Origin of the sequence: Pseudomonas sp. C9-3, from assembly GCF_032392015.1 — a bacterium.
Taxonomy (GTDB): Bacteria; Pseudomonadota; Gammaproteobacteria; order Pseudomonadales; family Pseudomonadaceae; genus Pseudomonas; species Pseudomonas nitroreducens.
This window is the reverse complement of the sequence record NZ_CP135919.1, coordinates 523211-540673: the sequence shown is the minus strand read 5'-3', so window position 1 is coordinate 540673 and position 17463 is coordinate 523211. Positions and strand designations below refer to the sequence as shown.

The window sequence follows — 17463 nt, the reverse complement described above, 5'->3', positions numbered from 1 at the left end:
GTAAGGAAAGGTGATGAAGAAACTGTCGGTTGCCCTGCTGATCGCCCTGAGCGCCAGCGTCGCCTTCGCCAACCCGAGCAAGCCCTCGCCGCTTTCGGACCTGCAGGCAGCGCTGAAGACGCTCAAGCCTGGCCAGTTCCTCTGGTACCCGGAGATATCGCCAGCCGGCCCGGTCACCCTGGTGGTCAGCCTCACCGAGCAGCGCGCCTACGTGTACCGCAACGGTATCGCCATTGGCGTGGCCACCGTCAGCACCGGCAAGAAGGGCAAGGAAACCCCTACCGGCGTGTTCTCCATCCTGCAGAAGAAGGTCGAGTACCACTCCGATCTCTACAACAGCGCGCCGATGCCCTACATGCAGCGCCTGACCTGGGACGGCATCGCCCTGCACGCCGGCAACCTGCCCGGCTACCCGGCCTCCCACGGTTGCATCCGCCTGCCGATGGCGTTCGCCAAGAAGCTCTATGAAGTCACCGGCTTCACCTCCACCACCGTGATCATCTCCGACGCCAAGAGCTCGCCCGTGGAGGTTTACCACCCCGGCCTGCTCGCGCCCATCGTCAGCGATGGGCGCGCCGCCGGCCCGCACGACGACAGCGGCATGGTGGTGCCGTTCTGGAGCGATCCCGGTGCGGAAAAGGGACCAGTCTCCGTGCTGGTCAGCCGCGCCGACCGCCGCCTCTACGTCTACCGCGGGGGCCTGCAGATCGGCACCGCACCGGTAGCCTTCGAGCACCCGGAAGAACGGACCGGCGTCGCCGCCTTCTCCCTCATGGAAAAGCCCTCGCAAACCGAAATCGACAGCGAGAACCCCAACCTGCGCTGGACCAGCGTGCAGGTCAGCGACCCGCAGCGAGGCCTGTCGCCTGCCGAGCAGCTGGGAAAATTCAGTCTGGACCGCGAATTCCTGCGCAACCTGCTGGCCAGCATGGACGTGGGCAGCACGCTGGTGATCACTGACCTACCATCTACCCGCGACATGCGTAGCAACCCGGACTTCACCGTGATCACCACCAACGACCGCAAGGCCGAGCAGAAGCCGGTCAAGAACCAGAGCGTGGAGTAACAGGATGAACCGGAGCGACGCCGAAGCGCTCCGGATTTCTCCTACAACCTCTTCATCGTTTCCCTGCCCCCATCGCCAACCGCCCACGCCAAACTGTCAGCCCTCACCTGCGGACAGACGGCCTCAAGTCGGCCGTGCAAGCAGCCGAAGAATCTCGAAACACAAAGAGTCAAGGCGCCTGTCCGAGGTGAGTTCCTTTCGTCTTAACGTCCCGCAGACCGGTGCCTCGCGGCGATTTCTTGCGCTGGAAAGTTCGTAATTACCGACGGGCGGAACCATACTTGATTAAAAAACAAACACATCACTGGTCAAAAATCACGCACAATGCGGCGTTTCCCAGAAAAAACCATATCGATTCAACGGGAATGTTGTATTCATGCTGACTTTCTTGAAGTTACGGGGGTTCTTCCGGATTTCGCTCGCCAGTGCCGCGCTCTTCGCGATCGGTAGCTGGCAGACCGCGTCCGCTGCTGCCCTGCCCACGGCCGAGGACCTGCACCGCCTCGCGCCAGCGACCAATACCGAGACCCTGCGCCTGGCGCTCAGTGCGCTGCAGTGCGCCAGTACCCAGTTGGGCGGCCAGAACCGCCTGCTGACGGTGATCGATTACTCCAAGCCATCCCGCGACAAGCGCCTCTGGGTCTTCGACCTGAAGCAGCGCAAACTGCTCTTCGAGGAGTGGGTCGCCCATGGCAAGAAGAGTGGCGACGACATGGCCACCTCCTTCTCCAATCGCCCGGAGAGCTTCCAGTCCTCCATCGGCCTGTACCAGACCGGTCAGACCTACAGCGGCAAGCACGGTCGGTCCCTGCGCCTGCTGGGCCTGGAGCCGGGCTTCAACGATAACAGCGAAGAACGCGCCATCGTCATGCATGCCGCCGCCTACGCCGACCCGAAGGTCGTCCCCGGCCTCGGCCGCCTGGGCCGCAGCCTCGGCTGCCCGGCGGTGCGCCCGCAGGTGGCGCAGAAGCTCATCGATACGGTAAAGAACGGCAGCTACGTGTTCGCCTACTACCCGCAGCAGCAATACCTGAAAACCTCGCAATTCCTCGCCGGGCAGAGCTGCACCGTGGCGAAGAACCCGCAGATCAATCGCTACGCCACCAACCTCGCCAAGCGTTGATCGCTGCCTGCCCCTGAAACGAAAAACGCCGGCTGATGCCGGCGGTTTTCGTTTCAGGGGCTGCGGGGCTAAGCCTTCACCCCCTCCAGGATTTCCAGGATCGCGCGCACGTCCACGGCATCCATCTGCTCGGGCTGGAGGAAGCGCTCGCCGTACTCCCGGTAAACCCCCTGGCTGATGAACAGGCGGAACAGGTCGGCGTCGATGTGCTGGTCGCGGGCCATGAAGGCGAGGATCTTCAGTGACTCGGACAAGGTCTTCGGCGCCTTGTAGGGACGGTCGGCGGCAGTCAGCGCCTCGAAGATATCGGCGATCGCCATCACCCGCTCCGGAATGCTCATCTGCTCACGGGACAGTTTGCGTGGATAGCCGGTGCCATCCATCTTCTCGTGGTGGTTGGCGGCAATGGTCGGCACACGGCGCAAATGACGCGGCAGCGGCAGGGTGGTGAGCATCATCAGGGTCTGGACGATGTGTTCGTTGATCTTGAAACGCTCCTCCTCGGTCAGCGTGCCACGGCGAATACCCAGGTTGTACAGCTCACCGTAATTGCTCGCGTAAGGCGGCAGACGCATGTCGAAGCCCCAGATATTTCGCGGGTCGTCCTTCACCACCGGCGGCTTGCGCTCGCCCCAGGGCACTCGGTGTTCGGGCTTGTCGGCGAGGAGGAACTCCTCCGCCGGCAGCGGCCGTTCGGGCCGCCCCTGCAGCCGCTCGGCTTCATCGTGGGAGATACCCAGGCGGTCATCGAAGTAGCGCAACCAACGACGCTCGCCGATCTGCCTGAGCCGCTCGATATCCTCGTCCTTCATGAACTCGCCGCCGACGTTGGCCTGGGCGACGAAGGCGTAGTCCTCGCGCAACGCCTCATGCAGCGCGTCGCGGCGCGCGGCCAGCAGACCAATGTCGTTGCCTGCGGCTATGCCGCGCCAGTAGTCCAGCTCAATGTCGCGCCAGACCACTTCGAAACGCGTGCGCACCTCGTGCAGACGGTTGTACAGCGTTTCCAGCTTGGTCGCCTTGTCCACCACGTATTCGGGACTGGTGACCTTGCCGCAGTCGTGCAGCCAGGCGGCGATCTGGAATTCATAGCGTTCCGCATCGCTCATGGTGAAGCCGGCGTACTCGCCATCGTGCGAGTCGATGACCTTCTGCAGCAGCAGGTCGGCCAACTGCGGTACGCGCTCGCAGTGGCCGCCGGTATAGGGGCTCTTGGCGTCGATGGCGTCGGCGAGGAGCTTGATGATCGCATCCAGCAGGCGCTGTTGGGCCTCGATCAATTGGCGGGTCTCGATGGCCACGGCGGCGGCGCCGGAAAGCTCCTCGACGAAGCGTTTGAATGGTTTGCGTGGCTGCAGGCTGTGGGCGCCCTCCTCCGCCAGCTGCAGGACCAGGATGCCCAGCAGCTCGTCCGAACGATTGCGCAGCGAAACCTCCAGGAACTGCCCGCGATTGGCCAATGCCAGGTCCACCCGCTGGGCCAGCTCCGCCTCGGTAAAGCCCTCGATCAGCATGGACTGCGGGTACTGCTCGCCGTTGACCGTGCAGGCCAGCCGCAGGCGGCACTCTTCGTCCTCCAGCAGGTAGACAGCGCCGCCCATCACGCCGGTGGCCTCCACCAGGCGCGAGAGCACGCCCTCGAGCATGCTTTCCAGGCGCGTCTCGCGGCTCAGGGTCAGGGTAATGGCCTGGAAGTTGTGGATGGTGCGCGACATGCTTCCCATGACGCTGCTCAAGTCGCGGACCTCGGCGATCTTTGACTCCACCCCCACCGGCCGGGCGAAATCGAACGCCGCCAGGGCGCCGACCTGATCGGCCAATGCGGTCAGCGGCCGGGCAATACGCCGGCCGATGTACCAGCCGATCAGCAGCAGAACCAGCAGCAAGGTGCCGCTCCACAACGCCTGGTTGAACAGCAACTGGCGGGCGCCGGCCAGCAACTCCACGGCGGGAATCGCGATAAGCACCCGCACTTCGTTGCTGGTGAAGTTCGACAGCGGCACCCAGATGCCATACCAGTCCTCGCCGTTCACCTTGTACGACTGCGGTGTACCGGAGGGCACGGAATTGGCATTCAGTTCGCTCAGGCTGGGCACCTTCAGCTCGTCCAGCGTGGCCAGTCGCAGTTGGTCGCCTTCACGGACCATCAGCTTGGAGAGGTCCGGATAGGCGATCACCGTGCCCTTGCCGTCCACGACCGCCAACTCGGTGTGGGCTGTCTGGCGCAGGTCGCCCATCTCGCCGCCCAGGTCGTTCACCGAAGCGTCCATGCCGATCACTGCCGCGCCGTCGACGCTGCGGTGGGCCAGGGTCAGGCCAATCTCGCGGGTGGTGAAGAAGACGTAGGGCTGGGTGAGTACGGTCTTGCTCGTCGCACGAGCCTCCGTGTACCAGGGGCGTTGTCGAGGGTCGTACTGGTAATCCGGCCGCTCCTGTACACGCAGCAGCCGCAGTTCGCTGTCGTAGAAACGCCACTCGCCGAGCAGCCCGCCCTGGCCGTTGAGCGTCTGGCTCTGTACCAGGTACTTGGCCGCGTCGGGCGCCTGGAGAGCACGGCGCACCTCGGGTACGCGCAAGGCGCGGATCAGCAGGAACTCACCATTCGGGTAACCGATGTACACCGCGCTCAGGGTGCGGTTGGCACGCAGGTTCTCCACCAGCATCGGCAGGCGATCGAGGCGCGCCGGCAGGTTGTCCGTCTGCGAGATGGGGTCGTGGGTGAGCAGCCGCAGCGCGCTTTCCGCCGGGTCGATAAGGCGCCGGATACGCTCGTTGATGGTCGCGCCCAACTGGCTGGCCGACTCCCCGGCCGCCGTCACCAGCGCGCCTTCTACCCCTCGGTAGCCCTGGATCAGCAGGGCCCCCGCCAGCACCAGCATGCTGGCGATGATGGCGCCAGCCACCAGCAGCTGCAGCGGAATACCCCGTTCGAATGCCTTCATCCTTTACCAGCCTCTGTCCGTGGAGCTGTAGCGATAGCCGCTGTCGAGCAGTTCTTCCGCCACGGGTGGCGGCGCATTGTTACGCATGATCCGGGCCAGAGTTCCGTCCAGCCACAGTGTTTCCATCAGGCGCATCCATTCGGCGCTTTGCGCCGGCGTGAAGCGCTTGCGCGAAAGCATCAGGTTATGGGGAGTCGCCGGCCCGGGGATCACATCTACCACATGAAAGCGCTCCCGTTGGCGACGGTCCTTCACCGCGCCTTCGAGGTTCATCTCATGGCCTATCACGCCTTCCACATTACCGTTGAGCAACGCGGTGAAGCGGCTGGCGTCGTCCTTGTATTCCACTACCCGACCTTCCGAGCGGAGGATACGCAGCATGCCGTCGATGTAAGGCCCATGGCGGTAGCCGGCAATCACTCCCAGGCGCGCACCAGGCATGTCGTGGAAGGCGTCCAGGCTGTTCATGTCCCCCAGATCGTCGCGCACGATCAACTTATTGCGCATATAGAGATACGGCAGCAGGTAGGTGTAGGCGCGCCGCTGCGGCGTGGCGACGCCGCTGGTGCCCATCTGCAGGTCGCCGCTCTCCAGCAATTGCCAGATTTCATCGCGCGGGCGAATCGAGGTCTCGAACTGGCAGCCGGTGCGCCGAGACAGCTCGGCGATCAGGTCGGGATCGATGCCGACATCGTCATGGAAGAACACCACGTTGCGGGTATAGGCGATGGCAATCGGCTGCTCACAGCCGTAGCGATCCTCGGCCATGGCTTCCGCACACAGCCATGCGGCCGGGGCCAGGACCAGCAGTTTGCGCAACCGTGGATGAAGTGCCATTGAACCGCTCCGCACGCGGTATCGGCCTCAGGGGGGAGCACGGCGAGATCGCTCGTCTTCGGCGGGGGAGTTACAGCCATCACATGAGTGTAATCCGGCTTCACCAAAGCGCCGGAGAATCGCGCAGAGAAATGTCATTTCGTCGGATTTCGGCAGAACGATGTGACTCAGCCGCCCACTGGCAGTTGCAGGCGCCGAACCACCCTGCTTAACTCTGGCCCAAGCGTGACCAATGAGTCACGCAGCGCAGCCAACAATGATTCCCGCGGCAGCTGTCCCCCGAGCCGCACCTTCCCCCGCCTGATCAGAAGCCAATCTTCCGCGCCCCCAAGGGCTTCGGAACGCTGTCTTTTGGTGTCGTAAGCATTTGAAAATCAAGAGATTGTTAACTTTCGTCGAGTGACATGAAGCTGTCACGTCAAGACGCTTTCCTCTGCCTGGGTACTTTCTTCGCATCCGATGGTGGATGCGCACCATGACCTGCGTCTGGAGGAATACGACATGAGGCCGGAAACCGCCGTCGTCGAGATTCAGCAACACCGGGTACACACGGAGTTTCACGCCAACAGGGAAGCGCGGCAGACCATCATCCTGGTCAACGGCTCGCTGGCAACCACCGCCTCCTTCGCGCAAACGGTGAAATACCTGCAACCGCACTTCAACGTCGTCTGCTACGACCAGCCGTACGCGGGCCGGTCGAGGGCCCACAACGACTGCCGCGAGCTCATCACCAAGGAGTACGAGGCGCAGCTGCTGCTCGGCCTGATCGAGCACTACCAGGCCGACGTCGTCATGTCCTTCTCCTGGGGCGGCGTCGCCACCCTGCTGGCCCTGGCCGAGCGCCCGGCGCGAATCCAGAAGGCGGTGATCAACTCCTTCTCGCCGCTGCTCAACGCCTCGATGCTCGACTACCTGCACCGCGGCCTGGACTACCTCTCCGCGTGCGATCGCACCAACATCGGCAACCTGGTCAACGACACCATCGGTCGCTACCTGCCGCAACTGTTCAAGCGCTACAACTTCCGCCACGTCGCCGGTCTCGACGAGCACGAATACCAGCAGATGCATTTCCACGTCTGCCAGGTACTCAAGCTCAGTGCCGAGAGCTACATGGAGAAGTTTGCCGCCATCGACATCCCGCTGCTGTTCATGAACGGCGAGCTGGACATCTACACCACCCCGGCCGAGGCCAAGCTGTTCCAGCAACTGATCCGCGACTGCGAGTTCCGCACCATCCGCAACGCCGGCCACTTCATCGACGTGGAACACAAGAAGGCCTGGCAGGAAACCCAGGACGCCCTCCTGACCTTCCTCCAGCCGCAGCGCCACCCGGTCCTGGCCAACCCCTACCTGCCCAGCAGCCAGGGCGTGCCAATCGCCGCCATGGTGGGCTGATGCAGCCAGCGCACACAGCCGGGGGCCGGCCCCAGACCTTCCGCCCCCGGTTTTTCAATTCGCCACCGTGTTCACGAATGCCATCCACTCGGCACGCCCGATAGCCCAAGGCTTCACTAAGCCCCGCCCTTCTGGTAAAAAGGCACCCCCAAGCGGGCGTCGTATAATGGCATTACCTGAGCTTCCCAAGCTCATGACGAGGGTTCGATTCCCTTCGCCCGCTCCAGAACACCCTGCCGAACCCCTGAAATGCCTAGCGTTTCGGGGGTTTTGCTTTTCCAGGGTGGGAAAGGTGTCGAAAAAGTGTCGATACTCGATTTTCAAACGATGTCAGAATCGAGCCATCTATCCTCATTGGGAAATGGAAGATTCAAATGCTCGGACGCACTCCCCTTCTTTGCTTAACTGCCCTCCTACCATTGGGCTTAGCCTTTGGGGCTCCTGACCCGGACTGCCCCCTGCCTCCAGAGACCGAAATCTCTGAACTCAAGTCCATCCTCCAGAACGATCCTATCGATCTTGCCCGACAGGAGGCCAAGAATAGGACTCCCGCTTTCTTAGGTGTTCGAGGCTACGGAGTTACTGTTCCAGGTGTTTCAGATAAATATCAACAATGCATATATAAAGTCGCCGCAGTAAAAAGCCTGCCAGCCACCTCCGACGTAATTTGCTCCGACGAAATTAAAAACCTACAAAGCAAGGCAAACGACTTTGCAGCGCAATACAACTCCGCACTTGCACAGGAACTAGATATAGCCTGCCCTTAAGAGCACCACGAATCGAAATTCGCAGATTGAGAGACCATTGCCTTTCCTACTATTCTTAAGCAGTAATTACCGGCAGACAAAGCATCATGATAATTAATGCAGATTTCTTAGGGCATATAAAAGAGCACAACTCCTTTGCTGCATCAGCACATGAAAATCGCCAGATAAACAAAGAAATCGACGTTTCGGGAATTAATGGAAAAATCTTCAACCATTACTCTTTCAACGGCACAGAGCTCGTCGTTTGCACTGACGACAGTACCTACCTACACATCTTCTCCGTGGGTGAGGGCGTCAACTGGGAGGTTCGATCAACCAGCCCATCGATAAACGAGCGCTCTTCAAGTGAGGAAATCACGTTCCGACTTCCTAGCGGTACAGAGATTCCCTGGAATTGGAAAGAGACGCTTGATGGTTTTCTAGGAAAACAATTCGCCATTTCAGCAAGCGACCAGAATCTATTTCTGTTCTGGCGCGGAGGCGAAGAACATATGATTTCCTTGCTAAAGAACATGTCAAATGACGAGATCTACATGCTCATAAATGAGGCGTAGCTCTTGCTGTCACTTTGCCTATCTCAGCGGCCCAAATCTGACTGCATCAGCCAAGTGATCCTCTGACAGATGTGCATACCGCATCGTCATCGATAGCGACGCGTGCCCCAGGATTTGCTGCAACGTCACGATGTGCCCGCCGTTCATAATGAAGTGACTAGCGAACGTATGGCGTAACACTTGGCTGGGCTGGCCTCTCGGGAGCTTGATCGACGTGGACAGCAGCACGATGCGGAATACGCCGAGGCAGTTGGTGAACGGTCCGTGAGTCTGCCAGTGCTGACGAATCCCTTTTGCCAACCCTTCGGAGATCGGAACCAAGCGAACACGCTTCGACTTGGTATTGGCGAAGATCACTGTGTTGCCCTTCAAGCGATCCAGGGTCAGCAGTTGTGCTTCGGCCCAACGTGAACCAGTTGCGAGGCAAATGCGGGCGGCCATCTTCGGGGCGGCGACGTGGTGCTGCGAGTATCGAGCGCGGTCAGCAGCTCGGATATGTGGACAACCTCAACCCGCACTCGCCCCTATCGATCACCCATGCTGCCCGAAGATCCCATGTAGAAGGGTCAACTCAGCCAGCACAAGGATGATGCACACAGCCAAAAAACCAGGAGTGAACACTCTATTCGACCTGTTATCCGATCCAGGCCAGTTGAAAAGTATTGAACAAAGCTCGCCGAGAAGTTCAACCAGGTTCATTGAATCGATACCCAAGTGGTAGAGGGCAGTAAAGGCTGGCGAGCGTATCGTTCATCAAGTTCAAGCGCACGGACTTACTAGACGGAACAGCCTTCGCCATCGGCTTTTTCCACCCGCTCCGCGTCTTGTAGACTTTCCACTACCCCATATCCCCGGACCCGCCGTATGCCCGCCTCCGCCCCGCACCGGCAATCGCTGTCCTGGCTCCTGCTCACCATCTTCTTTCTGCTGGTCCGTCCCGCCTGGGCTGCCCAGGTGGTAGATGCCGCGAGCGTCACCACCCAGCCCCTGACGCTGACCACCTATGTCTCCGTCCTCGAAGACCCGAGCCGCAGCCTGACGCTGGCGGACGTGCAATCCTCTGCGCAGCAAGCCCGTTTCAAGGCCGATCAGCCACACGGCAGTGCGCTGGCGATGGGCTTTACCCGCTCGGCGTTCTGGCTGAAGTTGCAGCTGAGCAATCCCGGCGATGCCCCGTTGCAGCGCCTGCTGGTGGTGGAGAACCCGCGCATCTCCCATGTGCAGATGAACATCCCGCAGGCAGATGGCAGCGTCAGGACGATTAACACCGGCAGCGACGTCCCGCAGAGCAACAAGGTCTACCCGAACCGCAACTTCGTCTTTCCGCTGAACCTGCCCGCGCACTCCGAACAGGTGCTGTACCTGCGGGTCGAGTCGAGTATCGGCCTGCTGGTGCCGCTGCAGTTGTGGCCGGTGAAGGCGTTCTCCATCTACGAACGCGACGACTACACGGGCAAGGCCTGGTACTTCGGCATCGCGGTGGCGATGATTCTGTTCAACCTGATGCTGCTGTTCGCCCTGCGCGACCCGATCTATCTGCTCTACGTGGTCTTCGTGAGCTGCACGGCCGGGGCGCTGGCGATCAAGAACGGCCTTGCCCCGGACTGGTCGATCTTCGGCGAGCCGCTCAATTCCAACGTGGTCTACTACTCCGGCGTGTCGATGGCCCTGGCCGCGCTGTTGCTGTTCGCCCGCCGGATGATGCAGTTCGAGCGGATACTGCCGCGCCTGGACCGGGTACTGCGCTGGATGATCCTGGCCTATCTGCTCAGCCCCGTCGCCTATGCGCTGGCGCTGCCGTATTTCTCCCGCGCCGGCATCCTGCTGAACTTCGCCACGGCGGTGATCCTGCTCATTGGTGCCGGCGTTGCCGCCTTCAAGCGCCAGCGCAGCGCGTTCTTCTTCCTCGCGGCCTTCGCGCTGCTGATGCTGGGCGGAGCGATGACCTCGCTGCGCGCCATGGGCATCGTGCCGACCAACCTGTTTACCGTGGACGGCCTGCAACTGGGGTCGGCGATGGAAATGATCGTGCTGGCCTTCGCCCTCGCCGACCGATTCAACGTCATGCGCCGGGAGAAGGCCAGGGTGCAGGAGGAATTGATCCGTACCCAGCAACAGCTTGTGGATAACCTGCGCAGCTCCGAGCACGAGCTGGAACTGCGCGTCGCCGAGCGCACCGATGAACTGCGCGAGCTGAACAATCAGCTGGAGGCCATGAGCCTGACCGATGCCCTCACCGGCATTGCCAACCGGCGCCGCTTCGACCAGCTACTGGAGCAGGAATGGGGCCACGCACGTCGCTCCGGTGAGGCTCTGGCCCTGGCGATCATCGATGTGGACTGGTTCAAGCGCTACAACGACCACTACGGCCACCCTGCCGGCGACGCCTGCCTGCGCGACATTGCCCGGACGCTGGCGACCACGGTCAACCGCTCCACCGACCTGGTGGCGCGCTATGGCGGCGAGGAGTTCGTTTTCCTCGCACCGATGACCGACCTCGCCGGCGTGCGCGGCATGGCGAACAAGTTGCTGCAAGCGGTGGAAGCACTCGCCCTGCCCCACGAGCTGTCGCCGTTGGGGCGGGTGAGCGTGAGCATTGGCGTGGTAGCTGCGGTACCGAGTTCGGAATGCTCCGCCGAGATGCTGGTGCAGCAGGCGGATGCGGCGTTGTATGAGGCGAAGAAGCAGGGGCGCAATCAGGTAGAGGGCTGACAGGCAGTCGATCGCTCCGCCGTCCTACACCCGGCTCAGCGCTTTCATGGTGGTCGGCGAACATTTCAGGTGCGGGCTCGCTGGCACACCTGTATCCTACTGGATACAGTTGCAGCATGACCTATCAGCTAAAGCAAACTGCCCAGTTTGATCACTGGCTTTCTGAACTCCGCGACCCCGCGGGAAAGTCGCAATCCTGCGTCGACTGGAGCGTATCCGGTCAGGTCATTTCGGCGACATCCGCTCGGTGGGCATCGGCGTCTCGGAAATCCGACTGGATGTCGGCCCTGGCTATCGCGTCTACTTCACGCGCCGTGGCGACGTGCTGATCCTGTTGCTGTGTGGCGGCGACAAAACTTCCCAGCAGCGCGATATCAAGCTGGCGCAGCAACTGGCGGGAGCAATTGAATGACCATTGAACTGAGCGACTTCGACACCAGCCACCACCTCGACAATGAGGAGGTCATTGCCGAATACCTGTCCCAGGTCCTGTCTGACGGCGATACCGATGAGCTGCTGCTCGCCATCGGCAACATTGCCAAGGCGCGCGGTATGACCAAGATCGCCAATGACTCGGGACTGGGCCGGGAGAGCCTGTACAAGGTCTTTGCGCCCGGAGCCAAGCCGCGCTTCGAGACGGTCATGAAGGTCATGCGCGCGCTGGGTGTCGAGTTGCAGGCAATTCCCGCCAGCAGCGGGAAATGAGGGACAGTCCCGTCCCCGCCCCGTCACTTGCTCATGCCCCCGCCTTCACCGCATCCCTCTCCTTCAGCAACGCTTGAATCACCTGCTCCTGTTCCTCATACCCACCCTCCCCGATCGACAGATGGCGCACGCGCCCCTGGGCATCGACGAAGTAGTGCGCCGGCCAGTACTGGTTGGCGAAGGCGTTCCAGATGCGGTACTGGTTATCCAGCGCCACGGGGTAGTGGATATCGTGCTGTTTCACCGCTTCGCGAACGTTGGCGGGTACGCGTTCGAAGGGGTACTCCGGGGTATGCACGCCGATCACCACCAGGCCCTGGTCGGCGTACTTCTTCGCCCAGGCGTTCACATACGGCAGGCTGTGCTGGCAGTTGATGCAGTCGTAGGTCCAGAAGTCGATCAGCACCACCTTGCCGCGCAGGTCGCGCAGGCTCAGTTCGGGGCTGTTGATCCACTCCACCGCGCCTTGCAGTTCGGGAGCCGGGCCGAGGTCGGGCAGGCGTTCGGCGCCGTGGGCCATGTCGCCGGGCATCAGTTGGCTGATCAGCGCGGGCACGCCGTCGATGACCTTGCGCTCCAGGCTGTTCACCAGCGTGGACGAACTGCCGGAAGCCAGTTGTGCGCTGGTGCCGCTGGCGATGCCGACCACGGCCAGCAGGGCGAGTACACCAGTGGCGCGGCGCAGGCCTTCGATGACGGCCATGCGCGGCCGCAGCTGCTGCATCAGCCGGCGCCCGGCGAAAAGCACGATACCGAGCACGGTGGCACTGCCCAGGCCGTAGGCAAACAGCAGCAGGCTGGTCTGCGCGCTCGGGCCTTGCAGCATGGCGCCGGAGAGAATCAGCCCCAGCACCGGGCCGGCGCAGGGCGCCCACAGCAGGCCGGCGGCAAAGCCCATCACCCACGCGGAGAAAGCCGGCGGCATGCGCCGGGCTTCACCGTGCAGACGATCGCCGATCCAGGCCCAGGGGCGCGCCAGCCAATCGCTGAAGCGCGGCCAGAGCAGCGCCAGTGCAGAGACCGACAGCAGCACCAGCGCAAACCACCGGCCCCATTCGCTGGCGGCAATCACCCAGTTGCTGGAGACGGTCGCCAGGCTCGCCAGCACAGCGAAGCCGCTGGCCAGGCCGAGCAGCGTGACCCACGGCGACCACGCCGGGCCGCCGGCGCGCTGCAACAACAATGGAAGCACGGGAAGGATGCAGGGGCTGAGCAGGGTCAGCGCCCCGCCGAGAAAGGCGATGAGCAGCATGGAAACCTCGATGGGCCGCCGGCCCGTGGGCTTTTTCTGGAGTGAACAGCGGGAAAAAACGCCGCGGCCATCCGTGGCTGCGGCTCAGGGGAATCAGCCGCCCTCGTTGCAGTCGGTGGCGAACTTGCGGTAGGCCAGGCTGTGCGGCTGGCCGTGGGAATCCAGGTAATCCATGCGGGCGTTGACGATGCCGCAGTCAAAGGGCGACGCCGCCTCTTCCTGGATAGCAACGACCTTCTTCACGTCCAGTTTCTGGCCGTAGTGATACTGCTCAACGGGCTGCGTATCGGCGGCCTGGGCACCAAAGCTGGCGAAGGCGGCGAGGGAAGCGAAGAGGCAAGCGTTGGCGAGCTGGATGGCTTTCATGGGGTTCTCCTGTCCTGTGTCGGGTTTGGCCGGCGAGGGCTGTGTGCCTCGCCGTTGGTGCCCATTTCACGTTCAGGAGGTATCGGGCTTGTGTCGCGCAGGCCCTTGGTTTGCTGCGCCGGGTATCGGAGGCCGGCCTGGATACAGTGGAATACAAAGCACGGCAGGCAAGCGTGGCGCTGCGCTATAAACTCGCCTCAACCCACTGTGAATGAGGCACCGGCATGGACCATGTCGATCACGTACTGATCGTCGACGACGACCGCGAGATCCGCGAGTTGGTCGGCAACTACCTGAAGAAGAACGGCCTGCGTGTGAGCCTGGCGGCGGACGGCCGGCAGATGCGCGCCTTCCTCGACGCCAACTCGGTCGACCTGATCGTGCTCGACATCATGATGCCCGGCGACGACGGCCTGAAGCTGTGTCGCGAGCTGCGCGTGGGCAAGCACAAGTCCACACCAGTGCTGATGCTCACCGCGCGCAACGACGAGACCGACCGCATCATCGGCCTGGAGATGGGCGCCGACGACTACCTCACCAAGCCCTTCTCCGCCCGTGAGTTGCTGGCGCGAATCAACGCCGTGCTGCGCCGCACGCGCATGCTGCCGCCGAACCTGCAGGTCAGCGAGGCGAGCCGGCTGATCGGCTTCGGCCGCTGGAAGCTGGACACCACCGCGCGCCACCTGCTCGATGAAGACGGCACCCTGGTCGCCCTGAGCGGCGCCGAGTACCGCCTGCTGCGCGTGTTCGTCGATCACCCGCAGCGTGTGCTCAGCCGCGAGCAACTGCTGAACCTCACGCAAGGCCGCGAGGCGGACATCTTCGATCGCTCCATCGACCTGCTGGTCAGCCGCCTGCGCCAGCGCCTGCTGGATGACGCCCGCGAACCCGCCTACATCAAGACGGTGCGCAGCGAAGGCTACGTCTTCGCCCTGGCCGTCGAACTGCTCGAGCCCAACACATGAAATCCGTCCTGCACTGGCCACGCACGCTGGCTGCACGCCTGGCGCTGATCTTCCTCGCCGGGCTGGTGTTCGCCTACAGCCTGTCGTTCTGCTCGCAGTTCTACGAGCGCTACCAGAGCGCCCGCAGCATGATGCTGGGCAACCTGGAGACCGACGTCAGCACCGCCGTCGCCCTGCTCGATCGCCTGCCGCTGGACGAGCGCGAGCGCTGGCTGCCCATGGTGCAGCGGCCCAACTACCGCTACCGCCTGGATGGCGGCCAGCCCGGCGAGCCGATGAACATGGCGCAGGCGCCCATGGCAGCCACCTCCATCGCCGACGCCATTGGCCCACGCTACGGGCTGCGCTTCGAGAACATCCCCGGCTCGACCCCGCACTTCCAGGTGCACCTGAAACTGGCCGACGGCATGCCGCTGACCATCGACGTGACGCCCAAAGGCGTGCCCGTGGCTCAATGGCTGCCTTGGGTACTGATCGTCCAGCTGGCGTTGCTGCTGTTCTGCACCTGGCTTGCCGTGCGCCTGGCGATTCGCCCGCTGACGCGGCTGGCCCAGGCCGTGGACCACCTCGATCCGGACGCCCCCGCGCCCGAGCTGGACGAGCGCGGCCCCAGTGAAGTCGCCTACGCCGCCCGCGCCTTCAACGCGCTGCAAGGTCGTATCGGCGCGTACCTCAAGGAGCGCATGCAACTGCTGGCGGCCATTTCCCATGACCTGCAGACGCCCATCACGCGGATGAAGCTGCGCGTCGAGCAGATGGACGACTCGCCCGAACGCGAGCGCCTGTGGAGCGACCTGGAAGAGATGCAGCACCTGGTCCGCGAAGGCGTGGCCTACGCACGCAGCATGGACGGCGCCAGCGAGGCGGCGGTCAAGGTCAACTTCGATTCATTCCTCGACAGCCTCGTCCTCGACTACCAGGACAGCGGCCAGGCCGTGGAGCTTCAAGGCAGCAGCAACATCGTGCTGGAAACCCGCCCCCACGCGCTGCGCCGGGTGCTCACCAACCTGGTGGACAACGCGCTGAAGTTCGGCGGCGCTGCACAGGTACAAGTCGAACGCGATGCCCAGGGTGTCGTGTGTATCCGTGTGCTCGACGACGGCCCCGGCATCCCCGAGGAAGAACTCACCGAAGTGGTGAAACCCTTCTACCGGGTGGAAAGCTCGCGCAACCGCGGCACCGGCGGCACCGGCCTGGGGCTGGCGATTGCCCAGCAACTGAGCCAGGCCCTGGGCGGCACGCTGAGCCTGTCCAACCGCGCCACGGGCGGGCTGTGCGCGCAGCTGGAATTGCACCCCGCCAGCTGAGGCTGCGCTTGAGCGAGATGTACACAGAGATACAAGACGGCCTTCCCCGGACACATCCGGTATAAAGCCCCTCGCCAAGATGGCTCCACGAACAGCGGCGGCAACCCGCCCGCCGCGTTCCCCAAAGGAGCCTGCCATGAACCGTCCCGCCGAAAACGCCAGCCTGCATGGCTGGCGCCTGTTCTCCCTGCTGTCCGCCCTGGTGCTGCTCGCCACCGCATTGGCCCTGTGGAGCCAACCGCAATGGGTCGAGGCCCTGCGCAGCGCGATCCGCGTCACCGCCCGCACGTCCTTCGCGCTCTTCCTCGCCACCTTTCTCGCCTCGTCCCTGATGGCATTGGTACCGAGCGGCTTCACCCGCGGCCTGCTGCGTGAGCGACGCTTCCTCGGGCTGGCCTTCGCCTTCTCCCACGCCGTGCACGCGGTGCTGATCATCCTCTATGTGAAGTTCTTCCCCGAGACCTTCTGGCACGGCCGCAGCGCCGCCGCGAACATCCCCGGCTCCGTCGGCTATGTCTTCATCATCCTGCTGACCCTCACGTCTTTCCCCTACGCAGTGAGACTGCTCGGCGCCCGTGCCTGGAAACTGCTGCACAGCACCGGCACCTGGGTGATCGCCGGGGTGTTCCTGCTCTCCTTCTACAAGCGCCTGCCGATGGGCTCCTGGTACCCGCTGGGCTTCGGCCTGATCTTCAGCGCCATCGCCTTCAAGCTCGTCGCCAAGCTGGCCGTGCGCCTGCGCCGGAGCGCGCGCCCCGAGCTGCCGAACGCCTGACCCGACTTCATCGAAGACCGAGCTATTGGCCACCCGGCCGCCCGAGCCTTGCCCACGACCTTGCCCAAGAGGTGCACCATGACCCTGCTGACCCTGAATCCGATCAAGACCGTCCTCGACCAACTCGACCGCCTCGCCGCCTGGGGCTGGGACATTCCCCTGCGGCTGTTCCTGGCCTGGGAGTTCTTCGAATCAGGCCTGGAGAAATGGAATGGCGACAACTGGTTCGAACAGATCCACGCCAGCTTCCCCTTCCCCTTCAACCACTTCTCCGCCGGCTTCGACTGGCAGGTATCGATGTGGGCCGAACTGATCGCGCCGATCCTGCTCCTGCTCGGCTTGGCCACGCGCTTCGCTTCCGCCTCGCTGATCGTCGTCACCATCGTCGCCATCGCCGCGGTGCACTGGCCGGCGCAGTGGTCGACCTTGTCCGAGCTCGCCCAGGGCTATTCGATCACCGACCATGGCTTCGGCAACTACAAGCTGCCGCTGATCTACCTGGTGGCGTTGATGCCGCTGGTGCTCAAGGGTGCGGGACGACTCAGCCTGGACCAACTGCTCCGCCGATCAGCTCACTACTGACTCAATGCAGCGCCCCTTGCAGCACGGCAGGCAGTTCAGCAAACCGTGCTGCAAGGGCGCTACTTTCGAATGACGCGGCGATATCAGCGCAGGCAAGCATCACTGCCTCGAACAA

15 protein-coding genes, 1 tRNA gene and 1 pseudogene are annotated in these 17463 nt (G+C 63.0%); 12 read left to right on the top strand and 5 right to left on the bottom strand.

Annotated elements, in window-relative coordinates; translation table 11 throughout:
• The first annotated feature begins 13 nt into the window (after positions 1-13).
• The gene (locus RS899_RS02480) at positions 14-1066 is read left to right on the top strand and encodes a L,D-transpeptidase (RefSeq protein WP_054911261.1); all 1053 of its coding nucleotides are present in this window, start codon (positions 14-16) and stop codon (positions 1064-1066) included.
• Between the two features lie 376 nt (positions 1067-1442).
• On the top strand, positions 1443-2189 hold the full coding sequence (locus RS899_RS02475) for a murein L,D-transpeptidase catalytic domain family protein (protein WP_054911262.1): 747 nt from the start codon (positions 1443-1445) through the stop codon (positions 2187-2189).
• A 68-nt stretch (positions 2190-2257) separates the two neighbouring features.
• Here the strand turns inward: RS899_RS02475 and RS899_RS02470 are convergent, their stop codons facing one another.
• Positions 2258-5131 (bottom strand): HD domain-containing phosphohydrolase, encoded by a 2874-nt coding sequence (locus RS899_RS02470; protein WP_024767719.1) that lies wholly within the window; start codon positions 5129-5131, stop codon positions 2258-2260.
• A 3-nt stretch (positions 5132-5134) separates the two neighbouring features.
• Positions 5135-5968 (bottom strand): substrate-binding periplasmic protein, encoded by an 834-nt coding sequence (locus RS899_RS02465; protein WP_233299175.1) that lies wholly within the window; start codon positions 5966-5968, stop codon positions 5135-5137.
• A gap of 501 nt (positions 5969-6469) precedes the next feature.
• Between RS899_RS02465 and RS899_RS02460 the strand changes: the two genes are divergently transcribed.
• The 3 genes from RS899_RS02460 (at position 6470) to RS899_RS02450 (ending at position 8684) form a co-directional block, all read left to right on the top strand.
• Positions 6470-7363, top strand: a complete 894-nt coding sequence (locus tag RS899_RS02460) for an alpha/beta fold hydrolase (RefSeq protein ID WP_054911181.1) — start codon at positions 6470-6472, stop codon at positions 7361-7363.
• Between the two features lie 152 nt (positions 7364-7515).
• A tRNA-Gly gene (locus RS899_RS02455) sits at positions 7516-7589 on the top strand.
• A gap of 627 nt (positions 7590-8216) precedes the next feature.
• Entirely contained in the window at positions 8217-8684 is a 468-nt protein-coding gene (locus RS899_RS02450; protein ID WP_315809005.1) for a hypothetical protein, read from the top strand.
• 18 nt (positions 8685-8702) lie between these two features.
• On the opposite strand, the pseudogene RS899_RS02445 reads toward RS899_RS02450, so the two are convergent.
• Positions 8703-9181, bottom strand: a pseudogene (locus tag RS899_RS02445) (tyrosine-type recombinase/integrase); the annotation flags it as partial.
• 367 nt (positions 9182-9548) lie between these two features.
• On the opposite strand from RS899_RS02445, the gene RS899_RS02440 reads away from it, so the two are divergent.
• The 3 genes from RS899_RS02440 to RS899_RS02430 all read left to right on the top strand — a co-directional run bounded on the left by RS899_RS02440 (position 9549) and on the right by RS899_RS02430 (position 12101).
• Positions 9549-11396: a diguanylate cyclase gene (locus RS899_RS02440; RefSeq protein ID WP_315809004.1), complete on the top strand. Its 1848-nt coding sequence runs from the start codon at positions 9549-9551 to the stop codon at positions 11394-11396.
• A gap of 193 nt (positions 11397-11589) precedes the next feature.
• Positions 11590-11808, top strand: a complete 219-nt coding sequence (locus tag RS899_RS02435; RefSeq protein WP_409978067.1) for a type II toxin-antitoxin system RelE/ParE family toxin — start codon at positions 11590-11592, stop codon at positions 11806-11808.
• Entirely contained in the window at positions 11805-12101 is a 297-nt protein-coding gene (locus RS899_RS02430; protein WP_054910556.1) for an addiction module antidote protein, read from the top strand. Before RS899_RS02435 ends, RS899_RS02430 begins: the two co-directional genes overlap by 4 nt.
• 31 nt (positions 12102-12132) lie before the next feature.
• On the opposite strand, the gene RS899_RS02425 is transcribed toward RS899_RS02430, so the two are convergent.
• Positions 12133-13353, bottom strand: coding sequence for a cytochrome c biogenesis protein DipZ (locus RS899_RS02425; protein WP_315809003.1), 1221 nt, complete (start codon positions 13351-13353; stop codon positions 12133-12135).
• 93 nt (positions 13354-13446) lie between these two features.
• Entirely contained in the window at positions 13447-13719 is a 273-nt protein-coding gene (locus RS899_RS02420; protein WP_024767565.1) for a DUF2790 domain-containing protein, read from the bottom strand.
• A gap of 224 nt (positions 13720-13943) precedes the next feature.
• On the opposite strand from RS899_RS02420, the gene RS899_RS02415 reads away from it, so the two are divergent.
• The 4 genes from RS899_RS02415 (at position 13944) to RS899_RS02400 (ending at position 17348) form a co-directional block, all read left to right on the top strand.
• A complete protein-coding gene (locus tag RS899_RS02415; protein ID WP_315809002.1) occupies positions 13944-14684 on the top strand; it encodes a response regulator in 741 nt (246 codons plus the stop codon).
• The gene (locus tag RS899_RS02410) at positions 14681-15991 is read left to right on the top strand and encodes a HAMP domain-containing sensor histidine kinase (RefSeq protein ID WP_315809001.1); all 1311 of its coding nucleotides are present in this window, start codon (positions 14681-14683) and stop codon (positions 15989-15991) included. The genes RS899_RS02415 and RS899_RS02410 overlap by 4 nt, the downstream gene beginning before the upstream one ends.
• A 136-nt stretch (positions 15992-16127) precedes the next feature.
• Positions 16128-16766, top strand: a complete 639-nt coding sequence (locus tag RS899_RS02405; RefSeq protein WP_315809000.1) for a hypothetical protein — start codon at positions 16128-16130, stop codon at positions 16764-16766.
• A gap of 78 nt (positions 16767-16844) precedes the next feature.
• The gene (locus tag RS899_RS02400) at positions 16845-17348 is read left to right on the top strand and encodes a DoxX family protein (protein ID WP_315808999.1); all 504 of its coding nucleotides are present in this window, start codon (positions 16845-16847) and stop codon (positions 17346-17348) included.
• Positions 17349-17463 lie beyond the last annotated feature (115 nt).

Bases quoted from the DNA above. Each gene is read 5' to 3' on its own strand.
- RS899_RS02480 (WP_054911261.1), top strand. From the start codon at position 14: ATGAAGAAACTGTCGGTTGCCCTGCTGATCGCCCTGAGCGCCAGCGTC.
- RS899_RS02475 (WP_054911262.1), top strand. From the start codon at position 1,443: ATGCTGACTTTCTTGAAGTTACGGGGGTTCTTCCGGATTTCGCTCGCC.
- RS899_RS02470 (WP_024767719.1), bottom strand. From the start codon at position 5,131: ATGAAGGCATTCGAACGGGGTATTCCGCTGCAGCTGCTGGTGGCTGGC.
- RS899_RS02465 (WP_233299175.1), bottom strand. From the start codon at position 5,968: ATGGCACTTCATCCACGGTTGCGCAAACTGCTGGTCCTGGCCCCGGCC.
- RS899_RS02460 (WP_054911181.1), top strand. From the start codon at position 6,470: ATGAGGCCGGAAACCGCCGTCGTCGAGATTCAGCAACACCGGGTACAC.
- RS899_RS02450 (WP_315809005.1), top strand. From the start codon at position 8,217: ATGATAATTAATGCAGATTTCTTAGGGCATATAAAAGAGCACAACTCC.
- RS899_RS02440 (WP_315809004.1), top strand. From the start codon at position 9,549: ATGCCCGCCTCCGCCCCGCACCGGCAATCGCTGTCCTGGCTCCTGCTC.
- RS899_RS02430 (WP_054910556.1), top strand. From the start codon at position 11,805: ATGACCATTGAACTGAGCGACTTCGACACCAGCCACCACCTCGACAAT.
- RS899_RS02425 (WP_315809003.1), bottom strand. From the start codon at position 13,353: ATGCTGCTCATCGCCTTTCTCGGCGGGGCGCTGACCCTGCTCAGCCCC.
- RS899_RS02420 (WP_024767565.1), bottom strand. From the start codon at position 13,719: ATGAAAGCCATCCAGCTCGCCAACGCTTGCCTCTTCGCTTCCCTCGCC.
- RS899_RS02415 (WP_315809002.1), top strand. From the start codon at position 13,944: ATGGACCATGTCGATCACGTACTGATCGTCGACGACGACCGCGAGATC.
- RS899_RS02410 (WP_315809001.1), top strand. From the start codon at position 14,681: ATGAAATCCGTCCTGCACTGGCCACGCACGCTGGCTGCACGCCTGGCG.
- RS899_RS02405 (WP_315809000.1), top strand. From the start codon at position 16,128: ATGAACCGTCCCGCCGAAAACGCCAGCCTGCATGGCTGGCGCCTGTTC.
- RS899_RS02400 (WP_315808999.1), top strand. From the start codon at position 16,845: ATGACCCTGCTGACCCTGAATCCGATCAAGACCGTCCTCGACCAACTC.